The sequence below is a fragment of the Novosphingobium sp. RL4 genome (genome assembly GCF_035658495.1).
Taxonomy (GTDB): Bacteria; Pseudomonadota; Alphaproteobacteria; order Sphingomonadales; family Sphingomonadaceae; genus Novosphingobium.
Genome location: NZ_CP141944.1, coordinates 2,093,874 through 2,112,343 on the forward strand (window position 1 = coordinate 2,093,874; position 18,470 = coordinate 2,112,343).

Annotated in this window: 17 protein-coding genes; 5 read left to right on the forward strand and 12 right to left on the reverse strand. The window is 62.9% G+C overall.

Annotation, left to right across the window (positions count from 1 at the left end):
• Window positions 1-64 precede the first annotated feature (64 nt).
• Entirely contained in the window at window positions 65-541 is a 477-nt protein-coding gene (greA, locus tag U9J33_RS10160; RefSeq protein WP_054435707.1) for a transcription elongation factor GreA, read from the forward strand.
• 91 nt (window positions 542-632) lie between these two features.
• On the opposite strand, the gene U9J33_RS10165 is transcribed toward greA, so the two are convergent.
• The 5 genes from U9J33_RS10165 to U9J33_RS10185 all read right to left on the reverse strand — a co-directional run bounded on the left by U9J33_RS10165 (window position 633) and on the right by U9J33_RS10185 (window position 2,810).
• On the reverse strand, window positions 633-854 hold the full coding sequence (locus U9J33_RS10165; protein WP_054435705.1) for a DUF4170 domain-containing protein: 222 nt from the start codon (window positions 852-854) through the stop codon (window positions 633-635).
• A 126-nt stretch (window positions 855-980) separates the two neighbouring features.
• Window positions 981-1,559, reverse strand: coding sequence for a hypothetical protein (locus U9J33_RS10170; protein WP_197282925.1), 579 nt, complete (start codon window positions 1,557-1,559; stop codon window positions 981-983).
• Complete coding sequence (locus tag U9J33_RS10175; protein WP_324694958.1) at window positions 1,546-1,869, reverse strand: hypothetical protein; 324 nt, start codon at window positions 1,867-1,869, stop codon at window positions 1,546-1,548. Before U9J33_RS10175 ends, U9J33_RS10170 begins: the two co-directional genes overlap by 14 nt.
• Window positions 1,866-2,252, reverse strand: coding sequence for a phage holin family protein (locus U9J33_RS10180; protein WP_324694960.1), 387 nt, complete (start codon window positions 2,250-2,252; stop codon window positions 1,866-1,868). The genes U9J33_RS10175 and U9J33_RS10180 overlap by 4 nt, the downstream gene beginning before the upstream one ends.
• Before the next feature lie 21 nt (window positions 2,253-2,273).
• On the reverse strand, window positions 2,274-2,810 hold the full coding sequence (locus U9J33_RS10185; protein ID WP_185997474.1) for a hypothetical protein: 537 nt from the start codon (window positions 2,808-2,810) through the stop codon (window positions 2,274-2,276).
• Window positions 2,811-2,982: 172 nt separating this feature from the next.
• Between U9J33_RS10185 and eno the strand changes: the two genes are divergently transcribed.
• Window positions 2,983-4,269, forward strand: coding sequence for a phosphopyruvate hydratase (gene eno, locus U9J33_RS10190; RefSeq protein ID WP_324694964.1), 1,287 nt, complete (start codon window positions 2,983-2,985; stop codon window positions 4,267-4,269).
• Window positions 4,270-4,462: 193 nt separating this feature from the next.
• On the opposite strand, the gene U9J33_RS10195 is transcribed toward eno, so the two are convergent.
• From U9J33_RS10195 to U9J33_RS10220, 6 genes are all read right to left on the reverse strand, one after another.
• Window positions 4,463-5,029, reverse strand: a complete 567-nt coding sequence (locus U9J33_RS10195; RefSeq protein WP_324694966.1) for a MarR family transcriptional regulator — start codon at window positions 5,027-5,029, stop codon at window positions 4,463-4,465.
• 219 nt (window positions 5,030-5,248) lie between these two features.
• Entirely contained in the window at window positions 5,249-5,413 is a 165-nt protein-coding gene (locus U9J33_RS10200) for a hypothetical protein (RefSeq protein ID WP_324694968.1), read from the reverse strand.
• 465 nt (window positions 5,414-5,878) lie between these two features.
• Window positions 5,879-6,301 (reverse strand): 6,7-dimethyl-8-ribityllumazine synthase, encoded by a 423-nt coding sequence (ribH, locus tag U9J33_RS10205; protein WP_185997472.1) that lies wholly within the window; start codon window positions 6,299-6,301, stop codon window positions 5,879-5,881.
• A gap of 1 nt (window position 6,302) precedes the next feature.
• Window positions 6,303-7,610 (reverse strand): 3,4-dihydroxy-2-butanone-4-phosphate synthase, encoded by a 1,308-nt coding sequence (gene ribB, locus U9J33_RS10210; protein WP_132468773.1) that lies wholly within the window; start codon window positions 7,608-7,610, stop codon window positions 6,303-6,305.
• A gap of 58 nt (window positions 7,611-7,668) precedes the next feature.
• Window positions 7,669-8,472: a crotonase/enoyl-CoA hydratase family protein gene (locus U9J33_RS10215; RefSeq protein ID WP_185997471.1), complete on the reverse strand. Its 804-nt coding sequence runs from the start codon at window positions 8,470-8,472 to the stop codon at window positions 7,669-7,671.
• Window positions 8,473-8,596: 124 nt separating this feature from the next.
• Entirely contained in the window at window positions 8,597-9,424 is an 828-nt protein-coding gene (locus U9J33_RS10220) for a coniferyl-alcohol dehydrogenase (protein WP_324694972.1), read from the reverse strand.
• Between the two features lie 316 nt (window positions 9,425-9,740).
• On the opposite strand from U9J33_RS10220, the gene U9J33_RS10225 reads away from it, so the two are divergent.
• On the forward strand, window positions 9,741-10,520 hold the full coding sequence (locus tag U9J33_RS10225; RefSeq protein ID WP_324694974.1) for a kinase: 780 nt from the start codon (window positions 9,741-9,743) through the stop codon (window positions 10,518-10,520).
• 12 nt (window positions 10,521-10,532) lie between these two features.
• Here U9J33_RS10225 and U9J33_RS10230 read toward each other — a convergent pair whose 3' ends face one another.
• Window positions 10,533-11,582, reverse strand: a complete 1,050-nt coding sequence (locus U9J33_RS10230; RefSeq protein ID WP_324694976.1) for a YihY/virulence factor BrkB family protein — start codon at window positions 11,580-11,582, stop codon at window positions 10,533-10,535.
• A gap of 137 nt (window positions 11,583-11,719) precedes the next feature.
• Here U9J33_RS10230 and U9J33_RS10235 point away from each other — a divergent pair, with 137 nt between their 5' ends.
• Together U9J33_RS10235 and U9J33_RS10240 are read left to right on the forward strand one after the other, a co-directional pair.
• Window positions 11,720-14,032, forward strand: a complete 2,313-nt coding sequence (locus tag U9J33_RS10235) for an autotransporter assembly complex protein TamA (RefSeq protein ID WP_324699034.1) — start codon at window positions 11,720-11,722, stop codon at window positions 14,030-14,032.
• Window positions 14,032-18,288 (forward strand): translocation/assembly module TamB domain-containing protein, encoded by a 4,257-nt coding sequence (locus U9J33_RS10240; protein WP_324694978.1) that lies wholly within the window; start codon window positions 14,032-14,034, stop codon window positions 18,286-18,288. Before U9J33_RS10235 ends, U9J33_RS10240 begins: the two co-directional genes overlap by 1 nt.
• The last annotated feature ends 182 nt before the right edge of the window (window positions 18,289-18,470 follow it).

The following is an 18,470-nucleotide window of genomic DNA, read 5'->3' on the forward strand; positions in this document are numbered from 1 at the left end:
ACAGGAAACTAGTCTCCCTCGACTGGTTTCGCGGAGCGGGGAGGCAGCAGGAAGGAAGTAATTGATGGCCAGTATCGAAAAGCTCCCCATGCTCGCCGAGGGGTATGAGAAGCTGACCGCCGAGATCAAGGCGCTGCGTGAAGAGCGCCCCCGGATCGTCGATGCGATCGAGGAAGCGCGTGCCCACGGCGATCTCTCGGAAAATGCCGAGTATCACGCCGCAAAGGAACGCCAGGGCCAGGTCGAAGCAACGATCGCCGATCTCGAAGACAAGATCACCCGTGCCCAGATCGTCGATCCGGCCACGCTTTCCAGCGACAAGATCATCTTCGGCGCCACAGTCACGCTACTCGACGAGGACGACAAGCCGGTGAAGTACCAGATCGTCGGTCCTTATGAAGCGGATGCCCGGGTAGGCCGCATCAGCTACAATTCGCCGCTCGGCAAGGCGCTTATCGGTCGCAAGATCGAAGAAGAAGTCGAAGTGACAGTGCCATCGGGCGACAAGTTCTACCTCGTGCAGAAGATCGAGTTCATTTGAACCGATCTATCTGACAAGAGCAAAGAAAAGGCCGGCGGAAGCCGGCCTTTTTCGTTTCTGCTCTGGCCCGGAAGTCAAACCGGGAAGCCGTTCAGGCTTCCGATTGGTCTGGCTGAAGCAGGCGGTGCAGGTGGACGATCACGTACTTCATTTCCGCATCATCGACCGTGCGATGAGCGGCCGAGCGCCATGCATCCTCGGCCGAGGCGTAGTCGGGATAGACGCCGACCAGGTCGAGGGCGCTGAGGTCGGAGAATTCAAGGCTGCGCGGGTCTGTGACCCGGCCGCCCATCACGAGGTGAAGCTTCTGCATGGGACCGCTTTCGTGAGTGGGAGAGATGCGGTCCCATACTTTTTGCCGGGGGACAGGGCAAGAGCGGATCGTGAGGGCGATCCGCTCTTATTCATGATATTGAAAACCAATAGCAAGAACCTGCGTTCAGTGGGAGAGGCGCTGGGCGACTCCGCTCACGATATCCGCGAGCTTGTGCGAACGGGTACTTGCGGTCTCGCTGGCCGAATGCCCCAATTTCTGCGCCTGACGCGCTGCAGCTTCGCCCGCTTCGCTGACGCGCTTGGCGGAAGCCCGTCCGAGCGCGCTCGCCGCCGCTAGTGCTGCCATGCCGTATTTCTCAAGTCGCTCGGCAGCAATTTCACCGCTCTTTTCGGCGCGATCGGCAAGAGTTCCAGCCTGCTTGCGCGCGCCGGAGCGGAGATCATTGGCCCTAGTTGCGGCTTCCTTGCCAAGAAGCGCGGTCGCAGCACCCGCAGCTTCGGCAAGGTGCGCCGTTCGCGAGAGTACGCCGCGAGTCATTCGCCGGGGCAGTAGGGCACTTACCAGTACGCCTGCGGCAACGCCGCCTGCAACCACGAGGACGGGGTGCCGCTTCACGAAACTGACCAGTTTCTCCGACGGACGTTCGTCCCGCCGGGGCGCCAGCGCCACGACCTGACCTATGTTTCCATCGGTGGCCGAGGTCGCCGGAATGGAGGGAGTGGTCTTTTCAGTCTTGCTCACCGTCGGACTCCTTGTTCCGGTGTCTGCCCGAACCGAACAGTCGTTCGATCCCGGCCATGATCGGGTTACGCAAAAACCAAAGCACCAGCGCTGTGAAGGTTCCGCCCGCCGCGACGGGATGCTCCTCCACGACGGCGACTGCCTCGTCGAGAATGTCGGCGACATGCCCGGCGGCTTCGTCGAGGACACGGCCGGCAAGGCCGCGCGATTCGAAATCGGCCTTGAGGGCGCCGTATCTCGTGTCAAAGGTGGCCTTGGCCGCGTCGCGCGCACCGCGGTCTTCGATCAGTTGCTGAATGAGCCTGCTCATTCGGCCGCTCCCTTCTCGGAAAGGAGTGCTTTCATGCGCCTCATGCGGTTTCGCGCCGAAAGGCCGCACATCGCAGCTATGACAATGACGACGAGGGGAACGAGGAGCATTGCCAGCCACGGACCTACAAGCGTGCCCACCGCGATCACGGCGCCGAGTACGAGCCCCATGAGTGCGAAGAACACGAGGCCCGCCGCCAGCAGGCCGAGCATCGCGATCGCGCGCGCCTCTGCTCCGGCATAAGCGGCGCGGCTCTTCTGATAGGCCAGTTCCGCCTGCGCGAAAGTGCGCGCTTCGGAGGCGAGCAGGCGCAAGTCCTGAGCGAGGGAAAGGTCCTCGTCCTCCCGAAGGGAGGAAGCGAGGTTCACCGGGGTGTCGAGCATCGTCGTGCGAACGATAGGCGCTTACTTGCCGCTCTTGAAAAGTCGGCCGAACAGGAAGCCCGCAGCCACTGCCACCCCGATGGCGACGCCGGGGCTCTTTCGCACGAATTCCTTGGCTTCTTCCCCGAGTTCGTCGAGAGACTTCTCGTCGAGCCGTGCGGCGGCATCGGCCATCGACTTGGATGCCGTGCGGGCATAATCGCCGTACTTGGGGCCAACCTTCTCGTCGATCAGGCCGGCGTTATCGTCGATCACCTTGGAAAGGCCGACAATGGCCTGGCTGGTCTTTGCCTTGCCCTGGTTGGCGAGGTCCGCGGCCTTGATCTTTGCGTCACCCGCAAATGCACTGGCTTTTGCGGAGGCCTCATCGGAGCGGACCTTTGCTTCGCTCGACCATTCGCTCTTCGCCTTGTTCAGCTTTTCAAGGCATCCCTCGGCCGCGACCTGGGCTTCCTTGCCAAGTGCCTGAGCACCAGCCTTGGCTTCCTCGACGGCCTTGGTGAAGTGGCTCTTGGCGTTTTCGGTGCCGTTTCCGGTGCTGGTGTTCGGTTCGGACATGGCGAATTCCTTCCTTGCTGACCGTTACGCCGTTTTACCCGCGTGCAGGCGATGTGCATTCAGAGTAACACAACTTGCTGTCGATATTGCAACGCAACTTGTCAGGCGTGGTTCCCCTGCTAAGACGCCCGGCATGAGCGCGTCAGCGCCTTTTCAGGAGGAAATTTCCAGTATGACCGCGATCATCGATATCCACGGCCGTGAAATTCTCGACAGCCGCGGCAATCCTACCGTCGAAGTCGACGTTCTCCTCGAAGATGGCAGTTTCGGCCGCGCAGCGGTTCCTTCGGGCGCTTCGACCGGTGCGCACGAAGCAGTCGAACTGCGTGACGGCGACAAGAGCCGCTACCTCGGAAAGGGCGTGCTCAAGGCCGTTGATTCCGTGAACGGCGAAATCGCCGAAGCGCTTGTCGGCATGGATGCCGAGGACCAGCGCGACCTCGACCTCACCATGATCGAACTCGACGGAACCGAGAACAAGGGCCGCCTGGGCGCGAATTCGATCCTCGGCGTCAGCCTCGCGGTGGCCAAGGCTGCCGCCAATGCGCGCGGCCTTCCGCTGTATTCCTATGTGGGCGGCGTTTCCGCGCATGTGCTGCCGGTGCCGATGATGAACATCATCAATGGCGGCGAACATGCTGACAACCCGATCGATTTCCAGGAATTCATGATCGTGCCGGTCGGCGCCGATTCGCTCGCCGAAGCGGTGCGTTGGGGTTCGGAAATCTTCCACACCCTCAAGAAGGGCCTGCATGAGAAGGGCCTTGCGACCGCAGTGGGCGACGAGGGCGGTTTCGCACCGAACCTCGCCAGCACCCGTGATGCGCTTGATTTCGTGATGGCCTCGATCGAGAAGGCCGGTTTCAAGCCCGGTGAAGAAGTTGCCCTTGCGCTCGATTGCGCGGCAACCGAGTTCTTCAAGAACGGCAAGTACGAGATCAGCGGCGAAAATCTGTCGCTTTCGCCGACCGAAATGGCCGACTACCTTGCCGATCTTGCCGCCAATTATCCGATCCGCTCGATCGAGGACGGCATGGGTGAAGACGATTTCGAAGGCTGGGCAGCGCTCACCGCAAAGATCGGCGACAAGGTGCAGCTGGTCGGTGACGATCTCTTTGTGACCAACCCCAAGCGCCTGACCATGGGTATCGAGAAGGGCCTTGCCAACTCGCTGCTGGTGAAGGTCAACCAGATCGGTTCGCTTACCGAGACGCTGGAAGCTGTTTCGATCGCGCAGAGCAACGGTTACACGGCCGTGATGTCGCACCGTTCGGGTGAAACCGAGGATGCGACCATTGCCGATCTCGCGGTCGCCACGAATTGCGGCCAGATCAAGACCGGCTCGCTTGCGCGTTCGGACCGGCTTGCGAAGTACAACCAGCTCATCCGCATCGAGGAAGAGCTGGGCAAGGCTGCCCGTTACGCCGGCGCATCGGCATTCGGCCGTCTTGCGCGCTGATCGTTGATGCCGAGCGGTTATCCGCTCGGGTATCCGCCAATGGAAAAAGCCCGGCTTCCGTGAGGGAGCCGGGCTTTTTCATGGCATGAAGCCGGGTGGCCGGCCCGGTCAGGATGAACCGGCCACCCGGTCACCTCCGGTATCCCTGTGCCTGATACCCCCCTTTGGGGCGGAACGGGTTGGCTGCAGGCGCCTATCGCGCGGCCGAGATCCCTGGGCGGGGATTGTCGAGCAGGACGACGGAGCGGGACGAGGAGGCGAAGTATTCGAGCATGGCGGCATAGCCGCGCGCACTCAGCTTTACGTAGACACGCCGCGCATCGCCCGGATCGGCTTCGCGGACGAGCAGGCCCTGTTTTTCGAGGATCGTGATCCAGCGCAGGGCCGTTGTTGAGGGAACCGCAGAGCCGATGCAGGCGCTTGTCACGGAAACCCGGCGCCGTTCCTTGGCGGCGATGAAGAGGTCCAGCAGGATATCCCAGGCCGGTTCGCCAAACAGTTCTTCCGACTGGAAGATCTTGGTTCGCCGCCGGCGGTCGTCATAAGTCTGGCGTGCCAGTTCCACCCAGATCGGGTGGTCCTGGCTGGCGGAGGTCTTCGAGCCTTCCCGATCCTCCACCAAGGCGTCGAATCCGGCCAGATCGGCGGCCGGGCTTTGTCCGATTTCGAGTTCGCGTGCCATGGCGAGAAGTTCGTTCGCAATGCCGATTAGGCGAATGGCCTTCGCCCGGCTGCGCATCAACTGATCGGTCTTCTCCATAACCTAGTTTCGCCAGTGCCAAGGCTGCCAAAAGCATCGAGCGCCCGAAATTGTGCGCGCACGAAGCTATTCACAGCGATTACTCCCCAAGATCGTGAAATGGTCCATCTTATTGTACCGGATCTTCGGATGAGAATTCCAGGTACGGGTCAGGACGATGAATCTCTTCACGAACTGGAATAGGGATAACCACAGTACGATGGAGGCGTCTTGTTCAGCTTAATCCGCTTTGGAGCGATCTTCTTCCTCTTTCGGGGTCATGCGCAGGCAGTCGATGGCCGATTGGAGATGAGCGGCGGCGACGAGTTCCCCGATCTGGTCAAGCTCGTCTAACCTGGCGACAAGTTCTCCGATCAGTCGCTGCACTTTTGCTTCCCTGTTCATCGTATGGTTCTCCGGCAGGCAAAGACCTTGGTCCCGCCTGGATCCTGTTGTCCTGGATCCGTGATTGCGACCCGCCCCGTTAGAGGTGCGAGATGAGATTATCTAATCCATCCAAATACGATCAATATCGGACGAATTACGCCCTCAATTACAGAATTTTCATCGCTTTGGAACAGAGGTGTTGGCTCTGTCCGAAATGTGGACAAGTTGTATTCCGTAAATAAACGGCGACGAAGGGGGAATTCGTCGATAAGACTTCATAGTTATAGGTGTAAACACGTAATTTGCAGAATTAATGCGTGATATCCGCATTGCTTTCAGGCGATTTTGCGTGGTTTTCTGCGATCCGATAAATGGTGTTGCCGCCTCTTGTCGCGCGACCTTTCCTCGTTGAAACGAAAAAGCCCTGCATCCGGACAAATGCCGGATGCAGGGCTTCCTTTGATGCTCGGCGTGAGCGGGGGGTCAGGCCCCGAACTTTTCCTTCAGGCCGAGGAGGGCGATCGCGGCCTTGGCTGCTTCGCCGCCCTTGTCCTTCTGGGTCGGTTCGGCACGGACCAGGGCCTGTTCCTCGTTCTCGACGGTCAGGATGCCGTTGCCGATCGCGATGCCGTCCATGGTCAGAGCCATGATGCCGCGTGCGGATTCACCGGCGACGATCTCGAAATGATAGGTCTCGCCGCGAATGACGACGCCGATGGCGACGTAGCCCTCGTAATCGCCCGTGGCGTCTGCCAGCGAGATCGCGGCGGGGATTTCAAGCGCGCCGGGTACGGTCACGACATCGGCCGTATGGCCTGCCGCCTTGAGCGCCGCCTTGGCGCCGGCAATCAGCTTGTCGTTCAGATGGTCGTAGAAGCGGGCTTCGACGATAAGGAAACGGGCCATGTCAGTTCGCTCCTTCAAGGGCGGGGATAGCGCGTTCGCCGGCAATGTTCAGGCCATAGCCTTCCAGTGCGACGAGCGAGTGATGGGTGTTGGTCAGCAGGATCATGTCGTGGATGCCGAGTTCGGCAAGGATCTGGGCTCCTACGCCATAGTCGCGCAGTTCCTCAAGGTCCGGGTTCTCTCCGGCGCGGAACTGGTGCTTGATATCCATGACGCGCGAGATCGGATTGTTCATCTGACGGTTGATGACAACGATCACGCCCGCGCCTTCCTCTGCGATCATTTCCATCGAACGATGCAGGAGATCGCCGCGATCGGTCGATTCTTCGCCCAGAACGTCGACGAACATCGAAAGGGTGTGCATTCGCACCAGGGTCGGCTGGTTCGGATCGATGCGGCCCTTGATCAGGGCCATGGTCTCTTCGCCGGTCGCCTTGTTGTAGTAGCTGCGGGCAAGCCACTGGCCGCCGTGGCGGCTCTGGAATGTGATCTCGTTCTTCTTCTCGACCATGCGGTCATGCTTGCGGCGATAGGCGATGAGGTCGCGGATCGTGCCAATCTTGAGGTCGTGAATGCGGGCAAAGGCGATCAGGTCGTCCATGCGTGCCATGGTGCCGTCGTCCTTCATGATCTCGCAGATCACGCCCGAAGGATTGAGCCCGGCGAGGCGCGAAATGTCGACAGCCGCCTCGGTGTGGCCGGTGCGCACGAGCACGCCGCCGTCACGGGCGCGCAGCGGGAAGACATGCCCGGGGGTGACGATGTCGGCCTTGGTCTTGGTGCCGTCGATCGCGACCGAGATGGTGCGCGCGCGGTCGCCCGCCGAAATGCCGGTGGTCACGCCTTCGCGGGCCTCGATGGAAACGGTGAAGGCGGTTTCGTGGCGCGTGCCGTTGTGCTGGCTCATTAGGTTAAGGCCGAGTTCCTCCACCCGCTGGCTGGTGAGTGTGAGGCAGATCAGTCCCCGGCCGTGAGTGGCCATGAAGTTCACGGCCGCCGGCGTCGCCATCTGCGCCGGGATCACGAGGTCGCCCTCGTTTTCGCGGTCCTCGTCGTCGACCAGGATGAACATGCGACCGTTGCGGGCCTCGTCGATGATTTCCTCGATCGGAACGAGGACCGGACGGTCGTCGTTCGAAAGCAGGAAGCGTTCGAGCTTGGTGAGCGTCTCGGCGGTTGGGTTCCAATCGGGCTCGGTGCAGTCACGCAGGGTGTTGGCGTGCAGTCCGGCGGCTCGGGCGAGGCCGGCCTTGCTCATGCCGCCCTCGTTCACGAGCCTGCGAACCTGTTCGATCACATTACCAGCCATGGGGAAATCCATTCTCACATTTCGATGTGATCGCCATATGAGCTGATCACATCGAAATTCAAGACCCCTTGAAAGCCGGCTTGCGCTTTTCAAGGAAGGCGTCGACCGCTTCCGCGTGATCGTCGGTCGCGTGAGCGGCGGATTGCATGGCGGCGGCCATTTCCAGAAGCGTTGCGAGGTCGCTGCGGCGTCCTTCCCAGAGCAGGCGCTTGGTCATGCGCACTGCGTGGGGCGGATTGGCGGCGATACGGCGGGCGAGTGCACGGGCTTCGTCCATCAACCGGTGATCCGGCACCACTTTGGAGACCAGCCCGCAGGCCAGCGCCTCGGCAGCGTCGATCATGTCGCCGGTAAGCGCCATTTCCGCCGCTTTGGACCAGCCGATAACGCGCGGCAGCAGCCACGAGCCGCCGTCACCGGCGATCAGGCCGATCTTTACGAAGCTTTCGGCGAAGCGCGCGCTTTCCCCGGCGATGCGAAGGTCGCACATGCAGGTAAGATCACATCCGGCGCCGGCCGCGGCCCCGTTGACGGCGGCGATCACCGGCACTTCCAGGGCGGCGAACGCGAGAGGAAGGCGCTGGATTCCGCGTTTGTAATTAAGGCGGGTGCGTGTGGGCACGCCGCCGTTGACGTTGCCGCCGGGCTTCATCTCATTGATATTGCCGCCGGAGGAGAAGCCCTTGCCCGCACCGGTAAGGATCGCCACGCGGGCCGCAGGGTCGTTTTCGAGCCGTTCGAGCGCGCCGAGCAGCCCCTCGATCACTTCGGGATCGGAAATCGGATTGCGCAGTTCGGGGCGGTTGAGCGTCAGCGTGACGATGCCTTCGTCGTCGATCTCGTAAAGTACCGCTTCGTTCATGCGCGTTGATCCTTCTCCGTTTGCCGACGCCTTAGCAGGTTGACGCATAGGGAAAAGAGGGAGGAAAAAAGGGGCCGGACGACATGTCGCCCGGCCCTTCTCAAAATCGCGATGCCAGGCCGCGTCAGGCGGGCTGCTTGCTCATCATCCGGGTGATGTCGACCTGCCCGGTGGCAAGGCCGCCCATGAAGCCCCCGTCCACCGGCATGACGATGCCGTTGACGACGCCTGCGAGATTCGAATTGATCAGCACCAGCGGGCCGGCCTGTTCTTCGGGCGTGGTGTAGCGGCCGAGCGGTTCTGCGGCGGCATCCACGACGTCCTTGCCCGAAGTGGCGTGGAAGGTCGCCATCATCGGAGTCTGGGTGGGGGAGGGCAGCGAGCAGTTGATGCGGATGCCCTTCTTGATGAGCTGCGCGCCCATGAACTGCGTCCACACGATGACGGCTTCCTTCGAGAAGGCATAGCCCTCTGCCACCTGGTCGAGGTTGGCTTCACACCATGCAAGACCGGCATCGAATCCCTGCGTGGCGAGAAGCTGCATATGCACGGGAATGCGGCGGCTCCACCCCAGGCCGCCGGTCGATGCGATGGAGACGATGGCAGCGCCTTCGCCCATCAGCGGAACGACCTGATCGGTCAGGTGGCGAGTGCCGAGGAAGTTGACCTTCATGACGTCAAGCGGCGGGAAGCCGCCGCCGCCGGGCAGGCCAGCGCAGTTGAACAGGGCGTCTACCTTGCCGCCCACGCCGGCAACCGCGGCTTCGATCGTGGCGGGATCGCGCAAGTCGATCTGCGTGAACGAGGCCATCGGCACGGCGCTTTCGCGAAAATCGAACCCGTGTACTTCGGCGCCTAGTTCGACCAGCATCTTTGCCGTCGCCTCGCCCATGCCCGAGAAGCAGCCGCTGACGATTACCCGCTTGCCTTGATATCCCAGAACGTCGGTCATCTCGGTGTCCTTTCCCTCTCCCATCGCGGGCGTGCGGGATCGCATCGGGCCGCGCGTGCATTCTTGTGGGTGTAGCTAGTCGCAGTGAGGGGGAGGCATCAACAGCCCTTCCGGCTGATCGCCGCGACGATGGCATGGACGATGGCATTTCGGGCCGCAGAGCGGCGGGTTCGAGGCGAAGTCTCGCCATCGTGCACCCGCTTCTCTACGGCTAAGGTCCCCACGCTGCAGCAGGAAAGAGATGATGGACCGAAAGTTTCACTGCAGCGCCGATCGTCCTGCGCCTTCTCCTGATCCCGCCATTGTCGAGGCGATCATGGAGCAGGTGCATTCGGCTCTGGCTGGTCGGCGGATGTGGCCTGTGGTCATCGGTATTTGCGGCGCGCAGGGGTCTGGGAAATCGACTGCCGCGCGCGCTTTGATCGAAGCATGCGGCGAGGCCGGGCTTTCCGCTGCCGCGCTCTCGCTCGACGACCTCTATCTTGGGCACGAGGAGCGGCAGGAACTGTCGCGCGCCGTCCACCCCCTCCTCGCGACCAGAGGGGTTCCGGGCACGCATGATGTCATGCTCGGGCTGGATATTCTTGATGCGCTGGAGATTGGATTTCCGGTGGCGCTGCCGCGTTTCGACAAGGCCAGTGACGACCGGCTGGCCGAGCGGGACTGGCCTATCGTGCAGCCGGGCTGCCACGTGCTGGTGTTCGAGGGCTGGTGCGTCGGTGCCTTTCCGCAAGCTTCGAGCGCGCTGGTCGACCCGGTCAACGCGCTGGAGGCGAAGGAGGATGGCGATGGCAGATGGCGCCGCTACGTCAACGATGCGCTGGGCGACGTCTATCAGCGACTGTTCGCGCGGATCGACCGTTTGGTCCTGCTTGCCGCGCCGGGATTCGAGGTGGTCCACGACTGGCGACTGGAACAGGAGCGCGACCTTGCCGGAGAGGAGCACAAGGGCGTGCATGTCATGGACGAGGACCGGATTGCGCGCTTCATCGCCCATTACGAGCGGCTCACGCGCTGGATACTCTCGGAGATGCCGGCTCGCGCCAATCTGGTCATCCAACTCGACGCCCGGCGGCGCCCGCTCAGGATTGCCTGACCCGACGATTCCCTATTCGGTTTCCTGGCGCGCCTGCTCCGCACGGCGGCGCTTGCGGCGCTCAAGATCCCCTATCGAAGGCACGCGGTTGTCCACGAGGTCGGCCAGGACGGCGCCGCGTTCCCCGGCCGGGAGGGTAGGGCCGACGGTCGTATCGCAGTAGGTCTGGCGCTCGATCTCGGCATTCACCAGCGCGCCGAGAAGGACGCCGTATGCGGAGAGGAACAGCCACATCAGGAACACCACAATGGCCGACAGCGACCCGTAAGTGGCATTGTAGTCGCTGATATAGGCGACATAGAGCGAGAAGCCGAACGATACCCCGATCCACAGCAAGGTCGCCAGCAGCGACCCGGGAGCCAGCCAGCGCCACTTCGCGGGACGTCTGTCGGGGCCATATCGCATGATGAGGGCAAAACCCGCGCTGCCGAGGGCGACAGCGGAAATCCAGGTCAGCCACTTGAACAGGATCGCCGTCGCATCACCGAGGTAGACGCTGGTCTGCGTCTGCAGCCATGCGAAGACGCCGCCGGACAGCACCCCGGTCAGCGCGATAAGGATCGCCGAAACAGTGAGGCCGAGAGCCCTCACGGTCAGCGAGATCATTCCGCGGGTCTCTCGCTCCTCGTTGATGACATTCAGCGCACTGATCATACCGTTCGCCGCGCGCATGCCGCCGAATATCGCAAAGAACAGCGCGATCAACAGCGCGAACCCGGTTACGCCTCGGCTGGTGGTGACGATCTGGAGCAACTGTTCCTCCAGCATCCGGGCCACTTCGGGAGGAACGACTTCGACAATGCTCTGCATCTGATCGTGCACGGTGGCGACATCGCCGATTAGGCCGTAGATCATCACCGTGGCGCCGATCAGCGGCGTCAATGCGAGAAAGCAGTAGAAGGCAAGGCCTGCGGAAAGCAGGCCCAGTTCGTGAAAGCCGCTCATGCGGTAGACCCGCTTGACGATTTTCAGCCAGGCGGAACCGGGGATTTGCCACGGTGCGTTGGCGTCGGTTCCTGCCAGGGATCCGATGTGAAGAGTGTCTCCGGTGGTCTCCGGCATTGACGTCGGTGATCCTTCATCAGATTTCATTACAAACCCACTTGCGACAGGGAACTTTCGCTGTTGCAATGCGATAGGGTAATCCACGAGGGGGCCTGTTGCCCATACTCGACAGGGGGTGTTACATCGCGCTGCTCATGCCTTGGCTAATCTCTCAGAAGCCGGCTTGTTCCCTTTCGCTGCGCGACGGTGCGGGACTTGCCACCATTTCCATCCTGCTGGCCCTGTCGGCAGCGCCTGTGCATGCGCAGGAAAGTAGCGCCGTGCAGCCGCAAGCTGCAGCGCCCGCTCCGGCCTCGCCTGCTGCGTCCCCGGCGATCGAGGATGACGGGGTTCAGGCCGGCAAGATCGTCGTGCCGGCTCCGCCTGCAAACCTGCCGCTGCCGGAAGTGAAGACGATCATCCCCGATGACGAATTCAACAAGGCGATCCCCAGGCTGGATCCGCAGGACGATTCGGAACTCGACAAGCCGCTGGAATCGATCGAGGCGTTCGAGCGCCGGATGGCGAGCGAACAGACCGGTGCCAAGCCACAGGAAGGCCAGTCTGCTCCGCTCGGCAATCCGGCCCTGTCGGATGGCGATACGACCGAGGAGATCGGCGATGCGCCGGTTCGCGATGCTGAACTGAACGCGCCGCTGCCCGCGATCGACCAGTTCGAGGTGACGCCAGTCCAGTTCGCGGAAAAGAAAGAAGATACCAAGGACGTCGAAGTCGCTTACGAAACCCGGATCGACGGGCTGGCGACCGCTGACGACGAGACCGAAACGGACATGCGCAGCGAGTTCCGGTCGCTTTCCGCCCTGAAGAAGGGCGGCGGCAAGGCGGCGAACGTGGCGATGCTCAATGCCCGGCTCACCGAAGACAGCGCGCTGATGCAGACCGTGCTGGCGTCCGAGGGCTGGTATTCGCCCGTGGTGAACACCCGCATCGAACCGGCGGCCGAAGGCGGGCTGGTCGCGGTCGTTTCGGTGGCACCGGGTAAGCGCTATACTTTCTCCGATATCGTGGTGAAGGCCGATCCGACAGTGCCGGCGGACCTGATCGCCCGGAACCTTTCCATCAAGGTCGGTGAGCCGATCGTCGCCCAGCGCGTTCAGGGTGCCGAAGCGCAAGTCGCGTTGGCGCTGCCTGAAAACGGCTATGCCTTCGCCAAGGTGGGTGACCGTGACATCCTGCTCGATCAGGAAAGCGCCGACGGCGTCTACACGCTGCCTGTCGACGTCGGCCCGCGCGGTCGGTTCGGCGGTTTCACCACTTCGGGCGACCTGGCCTTTGATGCCGAACATGTTGGCGTACTCGCCCGTTTCAAGCGCGGCGAACTTTATGACAGCCGAAAGGTGGACGACCTGCGCAAGGCGCTGGTGGCGACGAGCCTGTTCTCCACCGTTTCGGTCGAGCCGCGCAAGACCGGCGAGGCAGTTGGCGACGGTACGGAATACGTGACGCTGAACGTCCAGCAGGATGCCGGGCCGCCACGCACGATCGCCGGTTCTCTGGGCTATGCCACGGGCGAGGGCATCACCGCTCAGGCGACCTGGACACATCGCAACATGTTCCCGCCGGAAGGCGCGCTGATCGCCAAGGCCATAGCCGGTACCCGGCAGCAGGGCGCGGGCGTGACCTTCCGTCGTTCCAATTCGGGCAAGCGAGACCGGACGTTCGAACTGGTGGCCGAGGCCTTCCACAACGACTACGACGCCTACAGTGCCTACACCGGCCGCATCGCAGCGCGTATCGCGCGCGATTCCACGCCGATCTGGCAAAAGAAGTATACTTACGCATTCGGCATCGAAATGCTGGGAACGGCGGAAACCGACTATAACCGCACGACCGGCAACCGCGACCGCAAGCTCTATTACGTCGCAGGCGTGAACGGCCAGATCGGGCTCGACCAGACGGACAGCCTGCTCGATCCGACCAAGGGTTACCGCCTGACCACGCTGATCCAGCCCGAAGCCACCGTGCGCAACGGCTTTGACCCCTATGTTCGCGCGCGGGTAGATGCTTCGGCCTATTACCCGGTGACTGACAGCCTCGTTCTCGCCGGCCGTGTGCGCTTCGGTACGATCCAGGGCGCTGGCCTGTTCGACATTGCGCCGTCACGCAGGCTTTATGCAGGCGGCGGTGGCTCCGTTCGCGGCTATGCCTACCAGGCGCTTGGCGAACAGGCGGCAGACGGTACCGCCGTGGGCGGACGCAGCCTCAACGAAGGTTCGGTCGAGGCGCGCTATCGCTTCGGCAATTACGGCGTGGTGGCATTCGTCGACGCGGGGCAGGCCTATCGGGAGACGATGCCGCAGTTCAACAACTTGCGCTACGGCGTGGGTCTTGGCGGCCGTTTCTACACCAACTTCGGCCCCGTGCGCCTCGACATCGCGACGCCGATTGCCCGGCAACCGGGTGAATCGCGCTTCAACCTCTACGTTTCGATTGGGCAGGCATTCTGATGTCGGAAGAAGACACCATGATCCCGGCCGACGAGCCCGAAGCGCCGGTCGAAAACGGCAAGCCGCGTCCCACGCTCGGACGCCGCCTGCGCATTCGCGTGCTCAAGACGGTGGTCGGGCTGGTGCTCGGCGTGATCGTGTTGGTCGCGGCGGTCATCTTTGGCATCGATACCGGGCCGGGTCACCGTTTCGTGGCAGAACAGATCGCGGGGCTGCAGTTCCAGAACGGCATGAGGATCAAGGTCGGCCGGATCGAGGGTTCGCTCTACAAGCGCATGACCTTGCACGATCTTTCCGTCAGCGATCCGCAGGGCGAATTCCTGTTTTCGCCCGAAATCGATGTGGACTGGCGCCCCTTCGCCTATCTCGAAAACCATGTGGACGTGCGCAGCGCCACGGCGCAGCGGATGATCCTGCGGCGTGTCCCCAAGTTCAAGCCGACCCCGCCCAGCAACGAACCGCTGCTGCCCGACCTTGACGTGGACGTGGGCGTGTTGCGGATCGACCGCTTCATTTCGGAGCCGCCGGTTTCCGGCAATCGCCGTATCGTCACCATCGATGGGAAGGCGCACATTTCCGATGGCCGCGCGCAAGTGTCGGCCAAGGGCGGCACGATTGCGATCGAGGGCAAGGAAGGCGGGGACCGCTTCAACCTGCTGCTAGACGCGGTGCCTGCCAAGAACCGGCTGGCAATCGACGTTGACCTCGATGCCCCGACCGGTGGGGTCATCGCCGCTCTCGGCGGGCTCAAGCAGCCGCTGCGGCTCAAGCTGGGCGGCAAGGGCGACTGGAAGGCGTGGAACGGCCAATTCGATGCTGATCTCGGTGATGGCGAACTGGCCCGGCTGGCGCTGACCGCGCGGAACGGGACATTCGCGATCAAGGGGCCAACGCGTGTCGCGCGGCTGCTCACGGGGCCGACCGCAAGCCTGCTTGGCCCGATCACCAACCTCGATGTAACGGCGGCATTGGCCGAACGGCGCGCGACGCTGACCGGTAGGGTCTGGAGCGATGCTTTTACGCTGACCCCGGACGGGGTGATCGACCTTTCCAACAACAGTTTTCAGGACCTGAAGCTGAACTTCGCCCTGCTCAAGCCGGCAGCGCTGGCGCCGAACCTCAGCGGTTCGGGCCTGACCGCGGCCCTCGCGCTTGACGGTGCGTTCACCACGCCGAAGGTTGCCTATCGCATCAATGCCGCCCGCGTGGTCATGAACGACATGGGGCTCGAGCGCCTGTCCGCCAGCGGCGCGGCGCGCGTGGATGCCGACAAGATTCTGATCCCGGTGTCCGCACGCGTGCAGCGGGTGACGGGGCTGGACACGGTTGCAGGCGGTTCGCTAGCCAACGTCACGCTGAACGGCGATCTCGCCATCGACGGGACGCGCGTGCTGTCGGACAACATGCGGCTGAAATCCGATCGTATCGATGCCGGGCTGATCCTGGTGGCGGACGTCGCCAAGGGTTTCTACACCGGCGCCATTGACGGCAAGATCGACAATTACCGGCTGGACAGCGTCGGCATCTTCAACATCCGCACCAACATGGACCTGAAGAGCGAAGGCAGTGGCTTCGCGCTGGACGGGACCGTGCGTGCGCGTTCGACCAAGCTTCTGAACGAGAGCCTCCAGACCTATCTGGGCGGCAATTTCGCGGCATCCTCACGCGTTCATTATGGGCCGGACGGCGTCGTGCGCTTTTCCTCGCTGCAGCTCAACGCGCCCGAACTCAAGGTCCAGGGCGGGCAGGGAAGCTGGTCGCCCAATGGCCGCATATCGCTGGCCGCGCGTGGCAGTTCCACCCGTTACGGCGCCATCGGCGTGCGCGTGACGGGCACGATCGCAAACCCCGATGCGCATGTCACGGCGGAACGTCCGGGCCTCGGGATCGGTCTTGCCAACCTCGATGCACGGATCAACGGCATTCGTGGCGGCTATCGCTTCGACATGACCGGGGACACCGATTACGGCCCGCTCAAGGCCGATGTCTCGCTGGGGCTCGGCAAGCAGATGGCGGTAGACATCAACAGCGCCAACCTTTCGGGCGTCGATTTCGCCGGACGCATGGTGCAGACCGCCTCCGGCCCGTTCGCGGGCGAATTGACCGCCAAGGGCAACGGCATCGGCGGTGCGCTGAGGCTGGACGCCGAGGGCAAGTACCAGGCTGTCGACTTCAACTTGCGCGCCAAGGATGCGGTCTTCGCTGGACCCGCCAATCTCACGATCGGTTCAGCGATCATCGACGGCCGCGCCGTGCTGTATGACCAGCCTGCAGTCGTCGCCGATGCGCAGATTGCGGGCACGACCATCGGCGCCTTCAATCTCGCTGCGGCGCGTGTCCTCGTGGATTATCGCGATGGGCGCGGCAAGGCGAAGGGTCTTGTAGAAGGCGTCAGCGGCGTTCCGTTCCGGGTCGCGCTTAACGCCGATCTTGCCCCTGAACTCTGGCGCGTGGCGCTGGAGGGCAAGGTACGCGGCCTTACCCTCAAGACGCAGTCTCCGGCACGGATTCTGCCCAAGGACGGCGGCTACGAACTCCTGCCCACCACGATCGGTTTCGGACAGGGCACGGCAAAGGTCGCCGGTACTTACGGCGCCGGCATGAAAATCCAGAGCCGGCTTGAGAACGTCGATGTCGGGCTAATCAATGCATTCGTTCCCGGCTATGGCCTGGGCGGCAAGGCCAGCGGCAGCTTCGATTTCGAACAGGCCAGTTCCACGGCCTTCCCGCGCGCCGACGCACGCATGAGCCTTGTGAATTTCACCCGCACCAGTTCGAGCACGGTAAGCCAGCCGGTCGACATCAACTTCGTTGGCAAGCTCTTGCCCGATGGCGGCGAGGCGAGGGCGGTGTTCCGCAAGCAGGGCAGCGTGATCGGCCGTATGGTCGCCAGCCTGCGACCGTTGCCGCCGGGCGAGGGGGCGTGGAGCACACGCCTGTTCCAGGCGCCGCTGGGTGGTGGCATCCGCTACAACGGTCCTGCCGACACGCTGTTTTCTTTCGCGGGACAGCCGGGGCAGACGCTCACCGGTTCGGTTGGCGTGGCGGCGGATTTCTCCTGCCGCCTTACCGATCCTTGCATAACCGGCCTGGTGAAGGGCAAGGACCTTACTTACGAATATCAGGCCTATGGAACCCGGCTCAGCAACATGACGCTGGACGGCAAGTTCAACGGCAACTCCTTCGAACTGACCTCGCTCAACGCCAATGCCGGCAGCGGCACGGTCAGCGCGAGCGGTCGTCTCAGCCTGGCGGCTGATGCCGGCTATCCGATGGATCTCGACGTCAAGCTCGACCGGGCAAGGTTGGCGCGCAGCGATTCTCTTTCCGCCAGTGCGACGGGCACGCTCAACCTCACCAAGCGTGCGGGCGAGACACCGCTTCTGAGCGGTGACTTGCGGCTTCCCGAAACCCGTTACGAGATCGTCCGCCAGGGCGCTGTCGAAGTGCCGCATCTCACCGGGGTGCGCTTCAAGCCGCGTTCCGGTCCGATGCGCGTTACCGGCGACGAGCCCGCCGTGCCGATGTCGAGCGCGTTTTCCTCGGTCCGGCTGGATCTTCATCTCAAGGCGCCCGAAAAGCTTTATGTCTCGGGCATGGGGCTGGAATCCGAGTGGAGCGCAGATTTCCGCCTGAGCGGAACCAGTTCGGCGCCGAGCATGGCGGGCGAGGTCAAGCTCGTGCGCGGTACTCTGGGTTTCGCGGGTCGTTCCTTCGAACTTTCCGACGGTCTCATCTCGTTCAACGGCGGTCAGACGATCGACCCCACCGTTGCCATCACCGCCACAGAGACGATCGACGATATCGACGTGACCGTTTCAGTCAGCGGCCGGGCTTACAATCCGCAGATCGATTTCAGTTCCGATCCCAGCCTGCCTGATGACGAGGTTCTTTCGCGCATCCTGTTCGGCAGTTCGATCGCGAACCTCTCCGCGATCCAGGCGGTGCAGCTTGCATCGTCGCTCAATTCGTTGCGGGCCACCGGCGGCGGGATCAACCCGCTCGGCAAGTTGCGGTCTGCGGCGGGGATCGACCGGCTGCGGATTCTCAGCCCCGACGAGGCGAGCGGACGCGGGACGGCGCTGGCGGCAGGCCAGTACCTCACCGATGACATCTACGTGGAGCTTATCACTGACGCGCGCGGCTTCACCGCCACGCAGCTCGAAGTCAGCGTGACCAAGTGGCTGTCGGTTCTCAGCCAGGCCGGCGGATCGGGCGTCAACAGCCTCAACGTGCGCATCAAGAAGGATTATTGATGCGCCGTTGCAGCCTTCTCCTGGTGGCGATCCTGGCGCTTTCCGCCTGCCACCGGGAGCCGAGTTTCGATGAGCGGTATGAGACCGCCAGCAAGAAGATCGGCGAGACCGCGAAGGATATCGATGCCCAGATAGCGGGTACCGGAACTCCGCCCGGAGAAGCCGGCGCTTCGCCTCGGCCA

Coding starts and splice junctions, on each gene's coding strand:
- U9J33_RS10180 (WP_324694960.1), bottom strand. CDS start 2,252: ATGCTCGACACCCCGGTGAACCTCGCTTCCTCCCTTCGGGAGGACGAG.
- U9J33_RS10230 (WP_324694976.1), bottom strand. CDS start 11,582: ATGCCGGAGACCACCGGAGACACTCTTCACATCGGATCCCTGGCAGGA.
- U9J33_RS10225 (WP_324694974.1), top strand. CDS start 9,741: ATGGAGCAGGTGCATTCGGCTCTGGCTGGTCGGCGGATGTGGCCTGTG.
- U9J33_RS10200 (WP_324694968.1), bottom strand. CDS start 5,413: ATGAACAGGGAAGCAAAAGTGCAGCGACTGATCGGAGAACTTGTCGCC.
- U9J33_RS10175 (WP_324694958.1), bottom strand. CDS start 1,869: ATGAGCAGGCTCATTCAGCAACTGATCGAAGACCGCGGTGCGCGCGAC.
- ribB (WP_132468773.1), bottom strand. CDS start 7,610: ATGGCTGGTAATGTGATCGAACAGGTTCGCAGGCTCGTGAACGAGGGC.
- U9J33_RS10185 (WP_185997474.1), bottom strand. CDS start 2,810: ATGTCCGAACCGAACACCAGCACCGGAAACGGCACCGAAAACGCCAAG.
- U9J33_RS10240 (WP_324694978.1), top strand. CDS start 14,032: ATGTCGGAAGAAGACACCATGATCCCGGCCGACGAGCCCGAAGCGCCG.
- U9J33_RS10165 (WP_054435705.1), bottom strand. CDS start 854: ATGCAGAAGCTTCACCTCGTGATGGGCGGCCGGGTCACAGACCCGCGC.
- greA (WP_054435707.1), top strand. CDS start 65: ATGGCCAGTATCGAAAAGCTCCCCATGCTCGCCGAGGGGTATGAGAAG.
- U9J33_RS10195 (WP_324694966.1), bottom strand. CDS start 5,029: ATGGAGAAGACCGATCAGTTGATGCGCAGCCGGGCGAAGGCCATTCGC.
- U9J33_RS10220 (WP_324694972.1), bottom strand. CDS start 9,424: ATGACCGACGTTCTGGGATATCAAGGCAAGCGGGTAATCGTCAGCGGC.
- eno (WP_324694964.1), top strand. CDS start 2,983: ATGACCGCGATCATCGATATCCACGGCCGTGAAATTCTCGACAGCCGC.
- U9J33_RS10235 (WP_324699034.1), top strand. CDS start 11,720: ATGCCTTGGCTAATCTCTCAGAAGCCGGCTTGTTCCCTTTCGCTGCGC.
- U9J33_RS10215 (WP_185997471.1), bottom strand. CDS start 8,472: ATGAACGAAGCGGTACTTTACGAGATCGACGACGAAGGCATCGTCACG.
- ribH (WP_185997472.1), bottom strand. CDS start 6,301: ATGGCCCGTTTCCTTATCGTCGAAGCCCGCTTCTACGACCATCTGAAC.